16 protein-coding genes and 1 tRNA gene are annotated in these 14,472 nt (G+C 50.6%); 4 read left to right on the forward strand and 13 right to left on the reverse strand.

Features of this window, described 5'->3' with window-relative positions:
* Nucleotides 1-604 precede the first annotated feature (604 nt).
* The 5 genes from ACNQ0W_RS15120 to ACNQ0W_RS15140 form a co-directional block, all read right to left on the reverse strand.
* A complete protein-coding gene (locus tag ACNQ0W_RS15120) occupies nt 605-946 on the reverse strand; it encodes a hypothetical protein (RefSeq protein WP_057059861.1) in 342 nt (113 codons plus the stop codon).
* Nucleotides 939-1,319 carry a hypothetical protein gene (locus ACNQ0W_RS15125; protein ID WP_057059862.1) on the reverse strand — a complete coding sequence of 127 codons (381 nt, stop codon included), beginning with the start codon at nt 1,317-1,319 and terminating at the stop codon, nt 939-941. The genes ACNQ0W_RS15120 and ACNQ0W_RS15125 overlap by 8 nt, the downstream gene beginning before the upstream one ends.
* Before the next feature lie 420 nt (nt 1,320-1,739).
* Nucleotides 1,740-2,582 carry a DUF6945 domain-containing protein gene (locus tag ACNQ0W_RS15130; RefSeq protein WP_057059864.1) on the reverse strand — a complete coding sequence of 281 codons (843 nt, stop codon included), beginning with the start codon at nt 2,580-2,582 and terminating at the stop codon, nt 1,740-1,742.
* A 101-nt stretch (nt 2,583-2,683) separates the two neighbouring features.
* On the reverse strand, nt 2,684-2,851 hold the full coding sequence (locus ACNQ0W_RS15135; protein WP_162875872.1) for a hypothetical protein: 168 nt from the start codon (nt 2,849-2,851) through the stop codon (nt 2,684-2,686).
* 17 nt (nt 2,852-2,868) lie between these two features.
* Nucleotides 2,869-3,060 carry a hypothetical protein gene (locus tag ACNQ0W_RS15140; protein WP_072200349.1) on the reverse strand — a complete coding sequence of 64 codons (192 nt, stop codon included), beginning with the start codon at nt 3,058-3,060 and terminating at the stop codon, nt 2,869-2,871.
* Nucleotides 3,061-4,854: 1,794 nt separating this feature from the next.
* On the opposite strand from ACNQ0W_RS15140, the gene ACNQ0W_RS15145 reads away from it, so the two are divergent.
* The 3 genes from ACNQ0W_RS15145 to ACNQ0W_RS15155 are packed head-to-tail and all read left to right on the forward strand — an operon-like array spanning nt 4,855 to nt 5,872.
* Entirely contained in the window at nt 4,855-5,433 is a 579-nt protein-coding gene (locus ACNQ0W_RS15145; protein WP_057059868.1) for a tyrosine-type recombinase/integrase, read from the forward strand.
* 5 nt (nt 5,434-5,438) lie between these two features.
* The gene (locus ACNQ0W_RS15150; RefSeq protein ID WP_162270935.1) at nt 5,439-5,603 is read left to right on the forward strand and encodes a hypothetical protein; all 165 of its coding nucleotides are present in this window, start codon (nt 5,439-5,441) and stop codon (nt 5,601-5,603) included.
* Nucleotides 5,600-5,872, forward strand: coding sequence for a hypothetical protein (locus ACNQ0W_RS15155; protein WP_154819299.1), 273 nt, complete (start codon nt 5,600-5,602; stop codon nt 5,870-5,872). The genes ACNQ0W_RS15150 and ACNQ0W_RS15155 overlap by 4 nt, the downstream gene beginning before the upstream one ends.
* 137 nt (nt 5,873-6,009) lie before the next feature.
* Here ACNQ0W_RS15155 and ACNQ0W_RS15160 read toward each other — a convergent pair whose 3' ends face one another.
* From ACNQ0W_RS15160 to actS, 4 genes are all read right to left on the reverse strand, one after another.
* Nucleotides 6,010-6,507 carry a hypothetical protein gene (locus tag ACNQ0W_RS15160; protein ID WP_057059866.1) on the reverse strand — a complete coding sequence of 166 codons (498 nt, stop codon included), beginning with the start codon at nt 6,505-6,507 and terminating at the stop codon, nt 6,010-6,012.
* 23 nt (nt 6,508-6,530) lie between these two features.
* Nucleotides 6,531-7,097, reverse strand: coding sequence for a hypothetical protein (locus tag ACNQ0W_RS15165; RefSeq protein ID WP_080396957.1), 567 nt, complete (start codon nt 7,095-7,097; stop codon nt 6,531-6,533).
* 542 nt (nt 7,098-7,639) lie between these two features.
* A tRNA-Gly gene (locus tag ACNQ0W_RS15170) sits at nt 7,640-7,713 on the reverse strand.
* Nucleotides 7,714-7,793: 80 nt separating this feature from the next.
* Entirely contained in the window at nt 7,794-8,534 is a 741-nt protein-coding gene (actS, locus tag ACNQ0W_RS15175; protein WP_062933196.1) for an amidase activator ActS, read from the reverse strand.
* Nucleotides 8,535-8,697: 163 nt separating this feature from the next.
* On the opposite strand from actS, the gene idi reads away from it, so the two are divergent.
* Nucleotides 8,698-9,240, forward strand: coding sequence for an isopentenyl-diphosphate Delta-isomerase (gene idi / locus ACNQ0W_RS15180; RefSeq protein WP_062933197.1), 543 nt, complete (start codon nt 8,698-8,700; stop codon nt 9,238-9,240).
* A 48-nt stretch (nt 9,241-9,288) separates the two neighbouring features.
* Here the strand turns inward: idi and lysS are convergent, their stop codons facing one another.
* The 4 genes from lysS to dsbC all read right to left on the reverse strand — a co-directional run bounded on the left by lysS (nt 9,289) and on the right by dsbC (nt 14,457).
* Complete coding sequence (gene lysS / locus ACNQ0W_RS15185; RefSeq protein WP_003863452.1) at nt 9,289-10,806, reverse strand: lysine--tRNA ligase; 1,518 nt, start codon at nt 10,804-10,806, stop codon at nt 9,289-9,291.
* A gap of 9 nt (nt 10,807-10,815) precedes the next feature.
* Nucleotides 10,816-11,914, reverse strand: a protein-coding gene (gene prfB, locus ACNQ0W_RS15190) for a peptide chain release factor 2 (RefSeq protein ID WP_096147815.1) whose coding sequence is annotated in 2 segments (ribosomal slippage) — nt 10,816-11,838 and nt 11,840-11,914 — 1,098 coding nt in all. Because the reading frame shifts where the segments join, the coding sequence is not laid out codon by codon here.
* 90 nt (nt 11,915-12,004) lie between these two features.
* Nucleotides 12,005-13,738: a single-stranded-DNA-specific exonuclease RecJ gene (gene recJ / locus ACNQ0W_RS15195; protein WP_062933198.1), complete on the reverse strand. Its 1,734-nt coding sequence runs from the start codon at nt 13,736-13,738 to the stop codon at nt 12,005-12,007.
* Between the two features lie 5 nt (nt 13,739-13,743).
* A complete protein-coding gene (dsbC, locus tag ACNQ0W_RS15200) occupies nt 13,744-14,457 on the reverse strand; it encodes a bifunctional protein-disulfide isomerase/oxidoreductase DsbC (RefSeq protein ID WP_003863443.1) in 714 nt (237 codons plus the stop codon).
* Nucleotides 14,458-14,472 lie beyond the last annotated feature (15 nt).

The raw sequence follows: 14,472 nt of genomic DNA on the forward strand, positions 1-14,472 counted from the left end.
CACTATCGGCGAAGGTGAGTTGATGGCTCATGATGTCCCTCTGGGATGCGCTCCGGATGAATATGATGATCTCATATCAGGAACTTGTTCGCACCTTCCTTAAAGAATGGTTTCTTTAAAAAAATGAAGGGCGCAACTGTTATGAATAACAGAAGAAGGATCGCCCGTCATTGCTCCCACCTCAAAACAGAAGCCCTTCTGTCATGGCGAGAAGTGGGAATGGAATCTCAATATCACCACTGGAATAGTAATAAGAGATTGCCAGCCTGAACGTAACGACCACTGACGGCATTTATTCAGTCTGACTACATTCATCCTAACGGAATGAATGAGCAAAGAGCGAATGCTCTTTCTGAAAAAGTCGGAGATGCGCGGTGATTGCGATGCAATACCAACACAACGAGACATTACATCCCGCGCATTCCTTCGGAACTAAACAAGACAAAGAAGAAAGAACCAACACTTTCAGAGAGAAAATTCAGATGGAAAGAGTGCCGCTATGGGAAACGGCATTCAGGAGGGAGAAGTGATTCGAATTCTTACCCTATAACTCTAATTATGACACAAATAGCACAATAAGTCAAGACATTTCGTAACTTTTATGTTATGCGCATTCTTCCGCGATCTGGATGGCAAGCTCTCCGAGTTCAACGGTGATGTGTTCCATAGCGAGGGCAAGCTCCTCCATATCATTGGCAATGCGCCACGCCTGATCCACGGTGACGGTATCCCCGTTCATCTGCACCAGGTGCTCTACAGCAGCGCTCCAGTGTTCAAGGGCGGTAATTGCCTGTTCAGTGTATTGTATCGCTTCCAGAAGCGCGGAGGGCGTTCTCTCACGCCACGCCTTATTAACAAGCCGCAGGGCTGGTAAATGCCAAATGTCGTGGAAAGAGTTAATTAGGGTGTTCACGATGTTCACGATGTCCATAGTTTTATTATTCATTGTTTTCCTTGTCGTCAAAGAGAATGTCAAAATCTTGTATGTGGTGAGATAAGCCGTTAGTTTGGGAATACCCCACCCAGTCAATATAGTTTTCTGCGTATAGCTGCCACTTCTTAAGATTCGATGAATCAACACGGTATTCACGGCGGCGGCGTGGTTTATAGAAGACGTTATCCGAAGATGCTAAAACATCCTGCAATAGTTCAAACTCAGCCCCTACGGGCACCGTTGCAGGGTATTCTATTATTTCGGTGATCCATTCTCCTGGAATAGACTCTCGTGCGAGGTCTTGTAGAGAAGAGGTGTATTTACGTTTGCTGGCGCGTGTTGCTTGTTCTATCCGTTTAATTGGATTTCGTTCTTTTCGTCCCATTCATTCCTCGTAGAGGGGAAACTCCGTGTTTTCTCGTTAATGTCCATACTGCGTAAAATGCAAATAACCAATACATAGCGATGATCATAAAAGTTTCCCATTGATTGTTATTTAGTTTTCGCGTTGTTCATCAGTTGGTTGTAGTGATGAAAGAAACATTGTGGTTAACGTCAAAATCGTAGTGATTGCTGCGCCTGGTGATAGCGATCACTTTGGCATCGCGAAGAAGGGATAGCCAATATCTGATCCCGCTTTCCGAGTATCCCAGGGCAGATGCCAGAGTTTTGACGCTGGAACGGAATGTTCCATTCTCGCGGTGGAGGCTTGCAAGGTGGTTATAGATTCGTCTGCATACTTCGTTGCATCCGAGTTGAAACTTTGTATCTTCGTTCAGTAGATAAAGGTTGGTCATTGTTCCTCTTAGGTTTGTTGTTGTCGTGCGTATGAGTCACGCTTCATTTTCAAGTGTTGAATGGCGTATTCATTGGTTAATGTTCCCTGACTGTCGAACATCGCCAGATAGGGTAGATCAAACTCAGTGAATCCAGTAAACCGATCAGCATCGTTGTAACGTTGCAAATAAAACCAATCTCTGGTTTCATCTCGTGGCTTTCTGAACTCGAATGGGGAAACGATTTGCTGTTTGGTAGGTGCTTTCCTTGCCGCTGGTTTCTTGGTGGGCTTAGGTGTCGGCTTCACTTTTTCCGGCGCTGGCGCTTCCTCTTCCGGCGTATCGTCAAACTCGCACATCGGATCGGCTTCTGGAACAGACTGTTGCTTTTCTTCCTGCACCTCTGGCGCTACGTCTTCTTTAGCGTTGCCAAACACTGGATGTTTTAGACAATCCACCCAGACAGGCTTTTTTGCCGTCCCGGTGTTACGTTCGAGAAGAAATAATTCTGGAGTGAGATCGACAACTGACCATTCATAAGTTTTTCCAAATTTCTTTTTGGTTAGCAGTCCGGCGGCTTCCAGGCTGCCAATTGCACTTCTCACTGTACCAACGTCAGAAACACCGATTGCCGCAGCGATACTTTCGATGGTGTCGTAGTGCTTGCCCTTCGTAAAATATTTCTTATCTTTTGGCGGTTTGGTGAAGTGATAGAATCTCTTTCGCAAGATCATATATGCGAGTTTAGCGTTACCGATTAGCTTTACTGACTCGCCTGTTTTGAGATTTGTAATTCGGGTTGCTGATAATAATGCTTCTTCGATTGAGGCGTATTTGTATACTTTCCCGTCGATAAAGTTGTTCTTTGCCATTGTTGTATGCTCCTGTGTATGCTCAGTAAATTACGAATGCTCTTCATTTGGCTTTCTCCGCTTCTCATTCGTGGATTGTTGTTAATGCTGGAACGTGGTTATTACGCGCCAGCTTTCGAGTATTTGACCGCCAGAGTTTGGCATTCTTCAAGAAGAAGTGCGCTTACGCTCATTTTTCGGCGCTTCGCTTCTTTGTACAGAATCTGGAATGTGGCATCCGGGATCATTAACGATGTGGACGGCGGTAGTTTGGTTTTCTTCTCGATCATTCTGGTTTCCTCCTGGGTTAGCTGGCCACTGGTGTGAAGTTTGGCGTTGCTCGCCATTCGTCAAAGCGTCGGATCGCTTCCTCGAACATCTCCACTCTATCGGGCTGTTCACTCTTACGCGCCCGGACAAGTGAACTGTAGACAAGTGTTCGTGTTGTTCGGCCTGTAATCAAATCTGCGTAGATTTGGTCAACGTTGAAGTAACGCATGTTGTTTGCTCCTGTTTGGTTTTCTCCAGACGCAAAAAAGCCCCCGCACCAAAAACCTGGTGGAGGCTGCAATTCATGCGTATGGAATGTTGTTAGATGGGGATTAGATGATAATGATTATCACCATACTTTTAATAATACACTAAAAGCACACTTGTTGTCAAGTGTTATTTCAACAAGTTCGAAAAAGTCAAGTGCATTACGTGCTTTATACCAAAAAAACAATCCTATCAGTCAAGGTAAATTTGTGATATGATTCATTCCCAAGCAGATCACCTGTGATCACAAACAAAAAACTCCTGTAACGCTCTCTGCGACCTTCTGACGCTTTCAGGCTACCTTTGTATTCCCTACCCTGTTTAAATCGCTCTACGGGCTTCCTGTGAAGCCTGGCGGCATTTAGGCGCACCTCTGGCACTTACCGAAACCAATAGCACAACTACAGAGGGATAACGGTAGTTATCAGGATAGTAGGTGTTGGTATTGGATTGAGGCTGGATGAACCGTAGCACGGTGAAGCCTTAGCCGTGGGCTAACTTCGCATGGATGAAATGCGGAGCATGGAAGACAGGCAGAAGTTATGCCGAAAGACATTGCGCACACGGCGCATAGCTTCTGTGCCTCGTTTCACGAGGGCGAAGCCCTGGCACAATCACAGACAGATGCGCTGATCGCTGCGTCGTGAGCGGAACGGGGGTGTCCGGGAAGCCACCAAACGGCGTACCAGGACATTTCCCCTTGAGTGACGGCGATAGACGCCAGGCAAATGATCTTTGCGACAAGCGCAAAACACAGATCTTTTAGAAATCTCTTTCTTTTGAATCGATTTCTAAAATCTCTTTCTATTGGACGGGTTTTTCCCTGGTATCATTGCCGAATACTCGGGTTTTTCCCGTGTATCCGTTCTGAACAGTCGGGTTTTTCCCGTGTATGCTTCATCCCGCTAATTTCGATAGTCGGGTTTTTCCCGTATGTTCAAAAGTACTGTTTCGTTACTTTACCCAATGATAGATCGTCGCCCTGCTCACTACGAATCGCACATGCAACAATCCTAAGAACAGCCAGAGGAAAATATTAGGTTATCCCTATCAAAACCATACATTATTAACGTCAAAACCTATCTTAAATGACAGGTAAAGAATCGGAGTAGATGTAAGCCAAAGTAGATTGTTCACTTTCATTGTAAGAATGCCCCACTTAGCTAAACCGTTGTGTAGCGTGGGATACGCCGCTGTTTGTCATGAAAAACCACTTTGCACCCGTGCCGGATTCGTTGAACGAGTTTCTCATTTTATTGTTATAAAGTAACAATTCGCTTTTTTTCCATGCTGAAACCCGTCATTTGGTTAGCATTCTAATCGTTTCTTAATGCAATCAATTCAGATGAGAATCATTATCATCTATCGTGCAATTTCGCCCCGCTTCGATACACTTTAGTAAAGTGTATTTTGTAACTATTTGATTTTATTCAATCAGTACACTTTTCCATCACTTCGCCGTGCAAACAGGGGTAACTCCCCGTCATCGAAAATAAATTTCTTGACATAACCACCGTTTCATGAATCATTTATGAAATTACATTTATTGTTATTTTTCAATCAGTTACAGATATTCGGTGCTGACGGACAGCAGAATTGGGGCGGCCTTGATCACGCCGTTAAGCAACTCAAGCAACCGCGCATACCTTTTGATCATTTCGTGCTCTTCATAAACAAACGTATCGTGCAACATCTTGAAAATGATCAATTTATGATCAATGATGTTTTCAACGAAACGAACATGAGGAGGGTAAAGATGAAAGGCATTAGCCAGGCGCTAAAGAGTGCAGATGAAGTTAAGGCAGTGGCGGCAGAGCTACAGCGCAACACCACCACCAACCTGTTTTATTGCTTGTGGGTGTTTATGTATGAATCGGGCTTGCGTATCTCTGACGTCCTCAAACTTAAGTTTGAAGATGTAGAGGGGCAATCTCACCTCAAGGTGAAGCAGGAGAAAACGGGAAACGTAGTAAGGCCAAAGGTGACAGCCGCGATGCTGTCTGTGGTGGCGCAACGCAAGGCAGAGCAAGCGAAGATGCCTGTAGCTACAGATTACATTTTCAGTGCAGCCACATTACGTAGCAGAGGCAACGCCGTAACTCGTAACACGGTATTCACTGAATTTGGGAAGATGGGACGTAGAGCAGGATTCTCTAACGTGGGCTGCCATACACCACGTAAAAGCCGTGGCCGAATTTTATTCGAAAATGGGGTGGCTATAGAGACAATCGCCCATTTCCTGGGTCAGACAGATCCGCGCTCAACCATGTATTACATCGGGTATGGTCAGGATGTGCAGGACGATTTAACAGAGGAGTTTTCGTTAGAATGGTGATCAACATGGAACGCTTACTTGTGCTCTCACTGCTGACGCTGGCACTATTGCCAGCCCTGGCAACTGCTGGACAAATTACGATGACCAATCCACAGGAGGAACAGACAGAGAACGGAAAAACGCTATGCCCGTATGCAAAGACATTCAACACTGAGGATTCAGAAGAGTGAAAAAGGAAGAAGAGCCGATCACCAGCTTTCTATGGTGTGGGGCTACGGTGTGCGTTTATACGCAGGTAGTGAAGTTTGCAGGGACGACGATACAGCGTCACCTGTTACCAACCAATCTTAGAAAAGCTGTAAATGAAGAAGTGGCGAAGGCTGGCAACTTGCCGGAAGACAGCCCCCGCCGTATTCAACAATCCCAACGGAGAGTCAGAGATGCCGAATCAGCACATTATGGCGTTAGCGCTCGCGCTGTGCAACGTAAGCAACGGTAAAACCGTCCGAATTCCTGCCATGACAGGAAGCCAGCTTCATTTGCTTATGATGTGGCTACGGGCTTTACAGGAATGATACGAGGGGGCTGATGCCCCCTTTGTATTTATGGTATTAGGTGCGTTCGTTGCGTAAGGGCTTAAAGATTAGAAGTATCGCTTGCCACCCTACTGTTTGGAATGTAACGAACAACTGTTTGGGCCATGATCCCAGAAATGACCATCTTACTTAACTCAACCGTAGTGTCAGGAAGTTTCCAGGTTGCTTTATCTGAATCTGAAAACTCAGGTTTCCCATACTTCTGAGTTAACAATTGACTCAATGTGCCAAATTGACTCGCAGCGATACCTTCATTTTTTTTCTCATTACTGGCTACATTCGTTTGTACAAGACGATCTGCGCTATTAAAAAGGAATGTGACAGTATAAAGACCGCTACCGATCGATACATTATCAATCCGCACTTTCCCAAAATTATCCTTATACTTCTCTGGTGAGATCAAATGTGCGCCATTGCCCTGAGCCGCAACAACTTCTGACGGATTCATGTCCCATTTAGTATTTCCATAACCAATACCCTTAGCGAATGAGAGCAGAGGTAAAGTTAGAATCACGAAAGCCATTAGTAATTTTTTCATTCCATCCCCACGAATTGAGTTTATTAATTGTGAACCAGTTTACAATTATCCCATTGCTCAGTGCTTCTTGCGATGCGGTCACTAATTGCAAAGTTCATCAGCGACGAATCATAGGCATACACTTTGCTTTTATCATCTGCCATCATCAACTTACCGTTAGTTTTCAGCTTTGGTGAGAGCAGGTATGTACCGTTTAAACGGTTAGCTTTGAAGCTATCGACATACAACGTTACCTCTGCACTACCCAGCACACGTAAAGCACCTATTCTACCATTCTGTACTGCTGCAATAGCGTACTGACAGAGATAGGTTTTCGCAGTTGAAGCTGTGTTTTTTCCCTCAACCTTCGCTGATGGGGAATGTGAAGAGGAGTAAGGGGTTGAACTATGAAAAGAAGATGATGGGTAAGAGTAAGAATAATTTTTATACGCAGAAGAGGTGCTTGATCCAATCCTGCACGTTTTTCCAACCGCAATGCACGAATTACCGCATGGTATACCTTTCTTGCAGTTCTTCGCGTATGTAGAGAACGACAACCCAGCTAATAGAAATGTACCAATGGTTATCTTAACCAACGAAGACCAGCCCATAAACCACCCTTCTTTTAAGATTTTCCCTACATAGTACCATACTTAAATTAAGGGAATAGCAGCCAATAAGCCCGTTGGTGGTAAGACAACGCGCGGAGCCGTTAGGCGACAACATCAGGGTATGTCAGACAGTGAAGTTTATCAGGATGACCATGTACCCGAAGGAGCGAGGCCGAACCGCTGGCAGAGCCTGCATTTCGTGTGCAGGTACGAACACCACCATAAACCTGTTTATTCCCTGCAACGTCATCTCGACGTGTGGCATGTGGGAGCATCGGCAAAAAATGCGCTTCACTGTAAGGTTATGAGAAGTGCGATCCGTCGCTGCCTGGTGTAGGCTTTGCGTTCATTGTTGGACTATCGCGGTAAGAACTTGAAACCACCGCCGACGATTAGCTACACTCTCATTTCACCGAGTAACCATTCGTGACAAGTCTCAAAGTAGTGAACTATGGTAGAACGCCTAAGCATGTTAGTAAGCACTACTGCGTAACATGCTGAAAGAACCGGAGTTTTTCGAACGGTTCCACCTGGGGAGATTCTGGAGCGGGCGAAGGGAATCGAACCCTCGTATAGAGCTTGGGAAGCTCTCGTTCTACCATTGAACTACGCCCGCTTTGAGGTGCGTAAGGCATTATAGACCTTACGCCTCTTCATACAAGCCTTTACCCCACTAAGTGGCGATTAAATAATCACTTAGCACTTCGGCTTACTGCCCTGCGCGGGAAGATAACGCTGCGGATCGATGGCCGTGGCCTTATAGCGGATCTGGAAGTGCAGCTTCACCGTATCCGTCCCGGTACTGCCCATGGTCGCAATCTTCTGCCCCGCCTTCACGTTCTGACCGTTATTGACCAGCATCGTGTCGTTATGCGCATACGCCGTAATGTAGTCCTCACCATGCTTAATCATGATCAGGTTACCGTATCCACGAAGCTGGTTACCGACATAGACCACCTTCCCGGCCCCTGAAGCGTAAACCGGCGTGCCGCGTGCGGCAGCGATATCAATACCTTTATTGCCACCTTCCGAGAGCGAGTACGGCGCAACCACTTTTCCGCTTGCAGGCCAGATCCAGCAGCGCTGACCGACCGGCGGCCAGGATGATTTAGGCACCTGATAGGATGGCGTGACTTTGGCTGTTTTACGCGTTGAGGACTTTTTCCCTGAGGAGGAACCGCCGTTAACCTTGAGCTTCTGCCCTACCTCAATAGTATACGGTGGAGAGATATTATTCAGGCGCGCCAGCTCCTTCACGCTGGTTCCCGTGGCGCGTGAGATGCGGTAGAGCGTGTCCCCGCGCTTAACGGTATAGACTGCACCGGAATAACTGCCCATATCCGAAGATTTACTCCCCGAGCATCCTGTGACAAGTAGCGTCAGCGTCAGGCAGAAAACGGCAATGATCGGGTTTCTCGTCAGGCTTCCTGCAAACAAAACAGCTCCTCGGTCAGCGTGAATGGCGCACTATGATAGCAGCCCAAACTGATGCGGGTCATGCCCTTTTCCGCTCTGTGGGCCAAACCGTTCGCATAAGAATGCAGTATAATAATTCCGCTGATGGTGCTGAACCATTAAGCATTTTGGCACTGGAGCATCAATGAGTATTCAAGAACACGTTATTTTGGTAAATGACCAGGGAAAGGTGATTGGCACTCAGGAGAAGTACGCCGCGCACACGTCACACACCCCGCTACACCTGGCCTTCTCTTCATGGCTGTTTAACGCTAACGGAGAATGTCTGATCACCCGTCGCGCCTTAAGTAAAAAAGCCTGGCCCGGCGTATGGACCAACTCTGTTTGCGGTCATCCACAGGCCGACGAAGCGACAGAGCAGGCGATTATCCGCCGCTGCCGCTTTGAAGTCGGCGCCGAAATCACAGACATCACCCCCATTACCCCGGAGTTCCGCTACCGTGAAGCCGACCCGTCAGGGATCGTTGAAAACGAAATCTGCCCGGTCTATGCCGCCCGCGTCACGAATACCCTCGCAATCAATGACGAAGAAGTGATGGAGTATCAGTGGGTCGAGCTGGACGCGCTATTCCGCGCGCTGGACGCCACACCGTGGGCATTTAGCCCGTGGATGGTGCAGGAAGCGAACACCGCGCGTGAAAAACTCAGCGCCTTCGCGGCGCAATAAAAAAGCCCCGGCGATAAACGCACGGGGCTTTTTTTACGTCTTAACGGCTTATTTCACCGGACGCATCGCCGGGAACAGGATCACGTCGCGGATGGTGTGGCTGTTGGTGAACAGCATCACCATACGGTCGATACCAATACCCAGGCCAGCCGTCGGCGGCAGGCCGTGCTCCAGCGCGGTCACGTAGTCTTCGTCGAAGAACATCGCTTCGTCGTCGCCTGCCGCTTTCGCGTTAACCTGGTCCTGGAAGCGCTGCGCCTGATCTTCTGCATCGTTCAGCTCGCTAAAGCCGTTACCGATTTCGCGGCCCCCGATGAAGAATTCGAAGCGGTCAGTGATTTCCGGGTTCTCGTCATTACGACGCGCCAGGGGAGACACCTCCGCCGGGTATTCGGTGATGAAGGTCGGCTGAATCAGGTGCGCTTCGGCCACTTCTTCGAAGATCTCGGTCACAATACGACCCAGGCCCCAGCTCTTCTCAACCTTGATACCGATGCTTTCAGCGATCGCTTTCGCAGAGTCAAAGTTATCCAGATCCGCCATGTTGGTTTCCGGACGGTATTTCTTGATCGCTTCGCGCATGGTCAGTTTTTCGAACGGCTTGCCGAAGTCGAACACCTCTTCACCGTAAGGCACCTGGGTGGTGCCCAGAATGTCCTGCGCCAGGGTGCGGAACAGGGATTCGGTCAGCTCGATCAGATCTTTGTAATCCGCATACGCCATATAGAGTTCCATCATGGTGAACTCTGGGTTATGACGTACGGAGATACCTTCGTTACGGAAGTTACGGTTGATCTCAAACACGCGATCGAAACCGCCAACCACCAGACGCTTAAGGTACAGTTCCGGCGCGATACGCAGGTACATGTCCAGGTCCAGGGCGTTGTGATGGGTGATGAACGGACGGGCAGAGGCACCGCCTGGGATCACCTGCATCATCGGGGTTTCTACTTCCATAAAGTCGCGGTTAACCATGAACTGGCGAATACCGGCCATGATCTGAGAGCGAATTTTGAAGGTCTTACGGGATTCATCGTTAGAGATGAGATCCAGGTAACGCTGACGATAGCGCGCTTCCTGATCCTGCAAACCGTGGAACTTGTCCGGCAGCGGGCGCAGGGCTTTGGTCAGCAGACGCAGTTCGGTGCAGTGGATAGACAGTTCACCGGTCTTGGTTTTGAACAGTTTACCTTTCGCGCCCAGGATATCGCCCAGGTCCCACTTTTTGAACTGCTCGTTGTAGATGCCTTCCGGCAGGTCGTCACGGGAGACGTACAGCTGAATGCGGCCGCCAACGTCCTGTAAGGTCACGAAGGACGCTTTACCCATGATACGACGGGTCATCATGCGGCCCGCCACGGACACTTCAACGTTCAGCGCTTCCAGCTCTTCGTTCTCTTTACCGTCGAAGTCAGCGTGCAGTTGGTCTGAGGTATGGTCACGACGAAAATCGTTCGGGAACGGCACGCCCTGCTCGCGCAGCGCTGCCAGCTTCTCGCGGCGGGTTTTCAGTTCGTTGTTAAGATCGACTACCGCGTCAGCGCCCTGTGCTTGTTGTTCAGACATGTTGGTTCCTCATAACCCTGCTTTCAAACTTGCTTCGATAAATTGGTCCAGGCTGCCGTCCAGCACCGCCTGCGTGTTGCGGGTTTCAACCCCGGTACGCAGGTCTTTGATGCGGGAGTCATCAAGGACGTAAGAACGGATCTGGCTGCCCCAGCCGATATCGGACTTGTTGTCTTCCATCGCCTGCTTCTCAGCATTTTTCTTCTGCATCTCCAGCTCATAAAGCTTCGCTTTCATCTGCTTCATGGCCTGGTCTTTGTTCTTATGCTGGGAACGGTCGTTCTGGCACTGTGTTACCAGCCCGGTTGGAATGTGGGTAATACGCACCGCAGATTCCGTACGGTTAACGTGCTGACCACCCGCGCCGGATGCGCGGTAAACGTCGATACGCAGGTCCGCCGGGTTGATGTCGATATCAATATCTTCATCCACTTCCGGGTAGACAAACGCGGAGCTGAAGGAGGTGTGACGGCGGCCGCCGGAATCGAACGGGCTCTTACGCACCAGGCGGTGAACGCCGGTCTCGGTACGCAGCCAGCCGTAGGCGTAATCGCCAATAATCTTGATGGTGACGGATTTGATACCCGCCACTTCACCTTCGGACTCTTCGATAATCTCGGTTTTGAAACCGCGCGCTTCCGCCCAGCGCAGGTACATGCGCATCAGCATGCTCGCCCAGTCCTGCGCTTCGGTACCGCCAGAACCTGCCTGAATATCGAGATAGCAGTCAGCGCTATCGTATTCGCCGGAGAACATGCGACGGAATTCCAGCTGCGCCAGCTTCTCTTCCAGCACGTCGAGCTCTGCCACGGCTTCGTTAAAGGTTTCTTCGTCGTCGGCTTCGACAGCCAGCTCCAGCAGCCCAGAAACATCTTCCAGACCCTGCGCCATTTGATCCAGCGTATCTACGATGGCTTCGAGGGAGGAACGCTCTTTACCCAGCGCCTGAGCGCGCTCAGGTTCGTTCCAGACGTCCGGCTGTTCCAGCTCGGCGTTTACTTCTTCGAGACGCTCTTTCTTGGCATCGTAGTCAAAGATACCCCCTAAGAACGTCAGAGCGCTCCGTGAGGTCCTGAATGCGGTTTTTTACCGGATTAATTTCAAACATGGTCTGTTTTCTTTTATGAGCTTGTCAAAATGCGGTGATAAGAGCGGGATTGTACCGAATCCACGCCCTTTTTTATAGAGATTACTGACGCTAAATTGGCCAGATATTGTCGATGATGATCTGAAGGGAGCGGTTACCGCGGAACTCGTTAATATCCAGCTTATAGGCCAGTTCAACCTCGCGCACGCCGTTGTCCGGCCAGATGGAGGTGTCAACGTTAAAGGCGATGCCGTCGAGCAGCGGTCCGCCGCCGACCGGTTCCACCATCACTTTGAGATGGCGTTCGCCCACGATGCGCTGTTGTAGCAAACGAAAACGTCCGTCGAAAAGCGGCTCCGGGAACATCTGCCCCCATGGGCCGGCATCGCGCAGCATCTGCGCCACCTCCATGGTCATTTCAGCCGGAGAAAGCTCACCGTCAGAAACCACTTCACCCTGCAACAGAGCCGGATCGATCCACTCGGTGACCAGTTCGCCAAACAGACGCTGAAACTCGTCGAACTTCGCCTCTTCCAGCGACAGGCCTGCCGCCATCGCATGACCGCCGAACTTTATCATCAACCCCGGATGCAGCGTATCCAGGCGCTCCAGCGCGTCGCGCATATGCAGTCCCTGAATGGAACGACCGGAGCCTTTCAGCGTGCCGTCCCCGGCGGGGGCGAACGCGATCACCGGGCGGTGGAAACGCTCTTTAATGCGCGACGCCAGAATGCCCACCACGCCCTGGTGCCATTCAGGGTGATACATCGCCAGCCCGCCCGGCAGGGTATCGCCGCTGCGCTCCAGCTTTTCACACAGGGTCAGCGCTTCGGCCTGCATGCCCTGCTCAATCTCTTTACGGGTCTGGTTGAGTGCGTCCAGCTCACTGGCCAGCACGCGCGCTTCGCCGATGTTGTCGCACAGCAGCAGCGCGACGCCAACCGACATATCATCCAGCCGCCCCGCCGCGTTCAGGCGCGGGCCGAGGGCAAAGCCTAAATCGCTTGCCGCAAGCTTCAGCGGATCGCGGTTGGCAATTTCCAGCAGCGCCTTAATCCCCGGACGGCATTTACCTGCCCGAATGCGGCTTAAGCCCTGCCAGGTGAGAATACGGTTATTGGTATCGAGCGGCACCACGTCCGCCACGGTTCCCAGCGCCACCAGATCGAGATACTCCGCGAGGTTCGGCACGGCAATCCCGCGCGATTCGAACCAGCCCTTATCTCGCAGCAACGTGCGTAACGCCAGCATCAGATAAAACGCTACCCCTACTCCGGCCAGCGATTTCGACGGGAAATCGCAGTCGCGCAGGTTCGGGTTAATGATGGCTTCGGCGGCAGGCAGGGTTTCGCCTGGCAGGTGGTGATCGGTGACCAGTACCGGGATCCCCAGCGCATGGGCATGATCGACCCCCGCATGAGAGGAGATCCCGTTATCCACGGTCATGATCATCTGTGCGCCACGGGCATGGGCCTGATCGACCACTTCCGGGCTGAGGCCGTAGCCGTCTTCAAACCGGTTCGGCACCAGATAAGTCACGTTATCGCAGCCCAGCGCACGCAGGCTGAGCACGCTCAGCGCGGTACTGGTTGCGCCGTCGGCATCGAAATCGCCCACCACGACAATCCGCGTGCCTTCCCGGAACGCGTCGAAGAGCATTTCAGTCGCTTTTTCGATGCCACTCAGCGCTTGCCAGGGCAGCATGCCTTTGACGCTGCGCTCAAGATCGCTTGCCGTACGCACACCACGGCTGGCGTACAGCCGCTTTAGCAGCAGCGGAAGCGTGTCTGGTAAATCCGCGGTTTCACCCGCATCGCGGCGGCGCAGTTTTATCGGGGCTTTCACGCGAATTATTTACCACCCATCTGTTTCTGGTGCTCGTCGAGGAACGCTTTCATCTCTTTTGGACCCTGGTAGCCCGGTACCACGTAGCCGTTACTCAGCACAATGGCTGGCGTACCGCTCACGCCAAACTGTACGCCCAGCGCGTAGTGGTTAGCGATGTCGATATCGCAGGACGCGGGCTTCACGCCTTTGCCGTTCATCGCGTCATCAAAGGCCTTGTTGCGGTCTTTCGCACACCAGATCGCTTTCATATCCTGCTCAGGCTGGCTCTGCACGCCGGCGCGTGGGAAAGCCAGGTAACGCACGGTAATGCCCAGTGCGTTGTAGTCTTTCATCTCTTCATGCAGCTTGTGGCAATAGCCGCAGGTGATGTCGGTGAAGACGGTAATAACGTGCTTTTCCTGCGCCGCCTTGTAGACAATCATCTCTTTTTCGAGCGCGTTCAGGTTTTTCATCAGCAGCTGGTTGGTGACGTTCACCGGCTGCGCACCGCTCACGTCGTACATAGGCCCCTGAATGATGTGCTTGCCGTCTTCGGTCACGTACAGCACGCCGCTGTTGGTCAACACCGTTTTCATGCCAGCCACCGGCGCTGGCTGGATCTCGCTGCTGGCGACGCCGAGTTTCGTCAGAGACTGTTTAATGGCGGCATCATCCGCATGGGCAAAACCGGAAACCGAAGCTGCCAGCAGGGTGAACAGCGCTAAAGACTTTTTCATATTTGTTCCTGTAAC

The organism is Enterobacter cloacae complex sp. 6730903, from assembly GCF_048283985.1.
Taxonomy (GTDB): domain Bacteria; phylum Pseudomonadota; class Gammaproteobacteria; order Enterobacterales; family Enterobacteriaceae; genus Enterobacter; species Enterobacter hormaechei_C.

Bases quoted from the DNA above. Each gene is read 5' to 3' on its own strand.
- ACNQ0W_RS15120 (WP_057059861.1), bottom strand. From the start codon at position 946: ATGAATAATAAAACTATGGACATCGTGAACATCGTGAACACCCTAATT.
- ACNQ0W_RS15125 (WP_057059862.1), bottom strand. From the start codon at position 1,319: ATGGGACGAAAAGAACGAAATCCAATTAAACGGATAGAACAAGCAACA.
- ACNQ0W_RS15130 (WP_057059864.1), bottom strand. From the start codon at position 2,582: ATGGCAAAGAACAACTTTATCGACGGGAAAGTATACAAATACGCCTCA.
- ACNQ0W_RS15135 (WP_162875872.1), bottom strand. From the start codon at position 2,851: ATGATCGAGAAGAAAACCAAACTACCGCCGTCCACATCGTTAATGATC.
- ACNQ0W_RS15140 (WP_072200349.1), bottom strand. From the start codon at position 3,060: ATGCGTTACTTCAACGTTGACCAAATCTACGCAGATTTGATTACAGGC.
- ACNQ0W_RS15145 (WP_057059868.1), top strand. From the start codon at position 4,855: ATGAAAGGCATTAGCCAGGCGCTAAAGAGTGCAGATGAAGTTAAGGCA.
- ACNQ0W_RS15150 (WP_162270935.1), top strand. From the start codon at position 5,439: ATGGAACGCTTACTTGTGCTCTCACTGCTGACGCTGGCACTATTGCCA.
- ACNQ0W_RS15160 (WP_057059866.1), bottom strand. From the start codon at position 6,507: ATGAAAAAATTACTAATGGCTTTCGTGATTCTAACTTTACCTCTGCTC.
- ACNQ0W_RS15165 (WP_080396957.1), bottom strand. From the start codon at position 7,097: ATGGGCTGGTCTTCGTTGGTTAAGATAACCATTGGTACATTTCTATTA.
- idi (WP_062933197.1), top strand. From the start codon at position 8,698: ATGAGTATTCAAGAACACGTTATTTTGGTAAATGACCAGGGAAAGGTG.
- lysS (WP_003863452.1), bottom strand. From the start codon at position 10,806: ATGTCTGAACAACAAGCACAGGGCGCTGACGCGGTAGTCGATCTTAAC.
- dsbC (WP_003863443.1), bottom strand. From the start codon at position 14,457: ATGAAAAAGTCTTTAGCGCTGTTCACCCTGCTGGCAGCTTCGGTTTCC.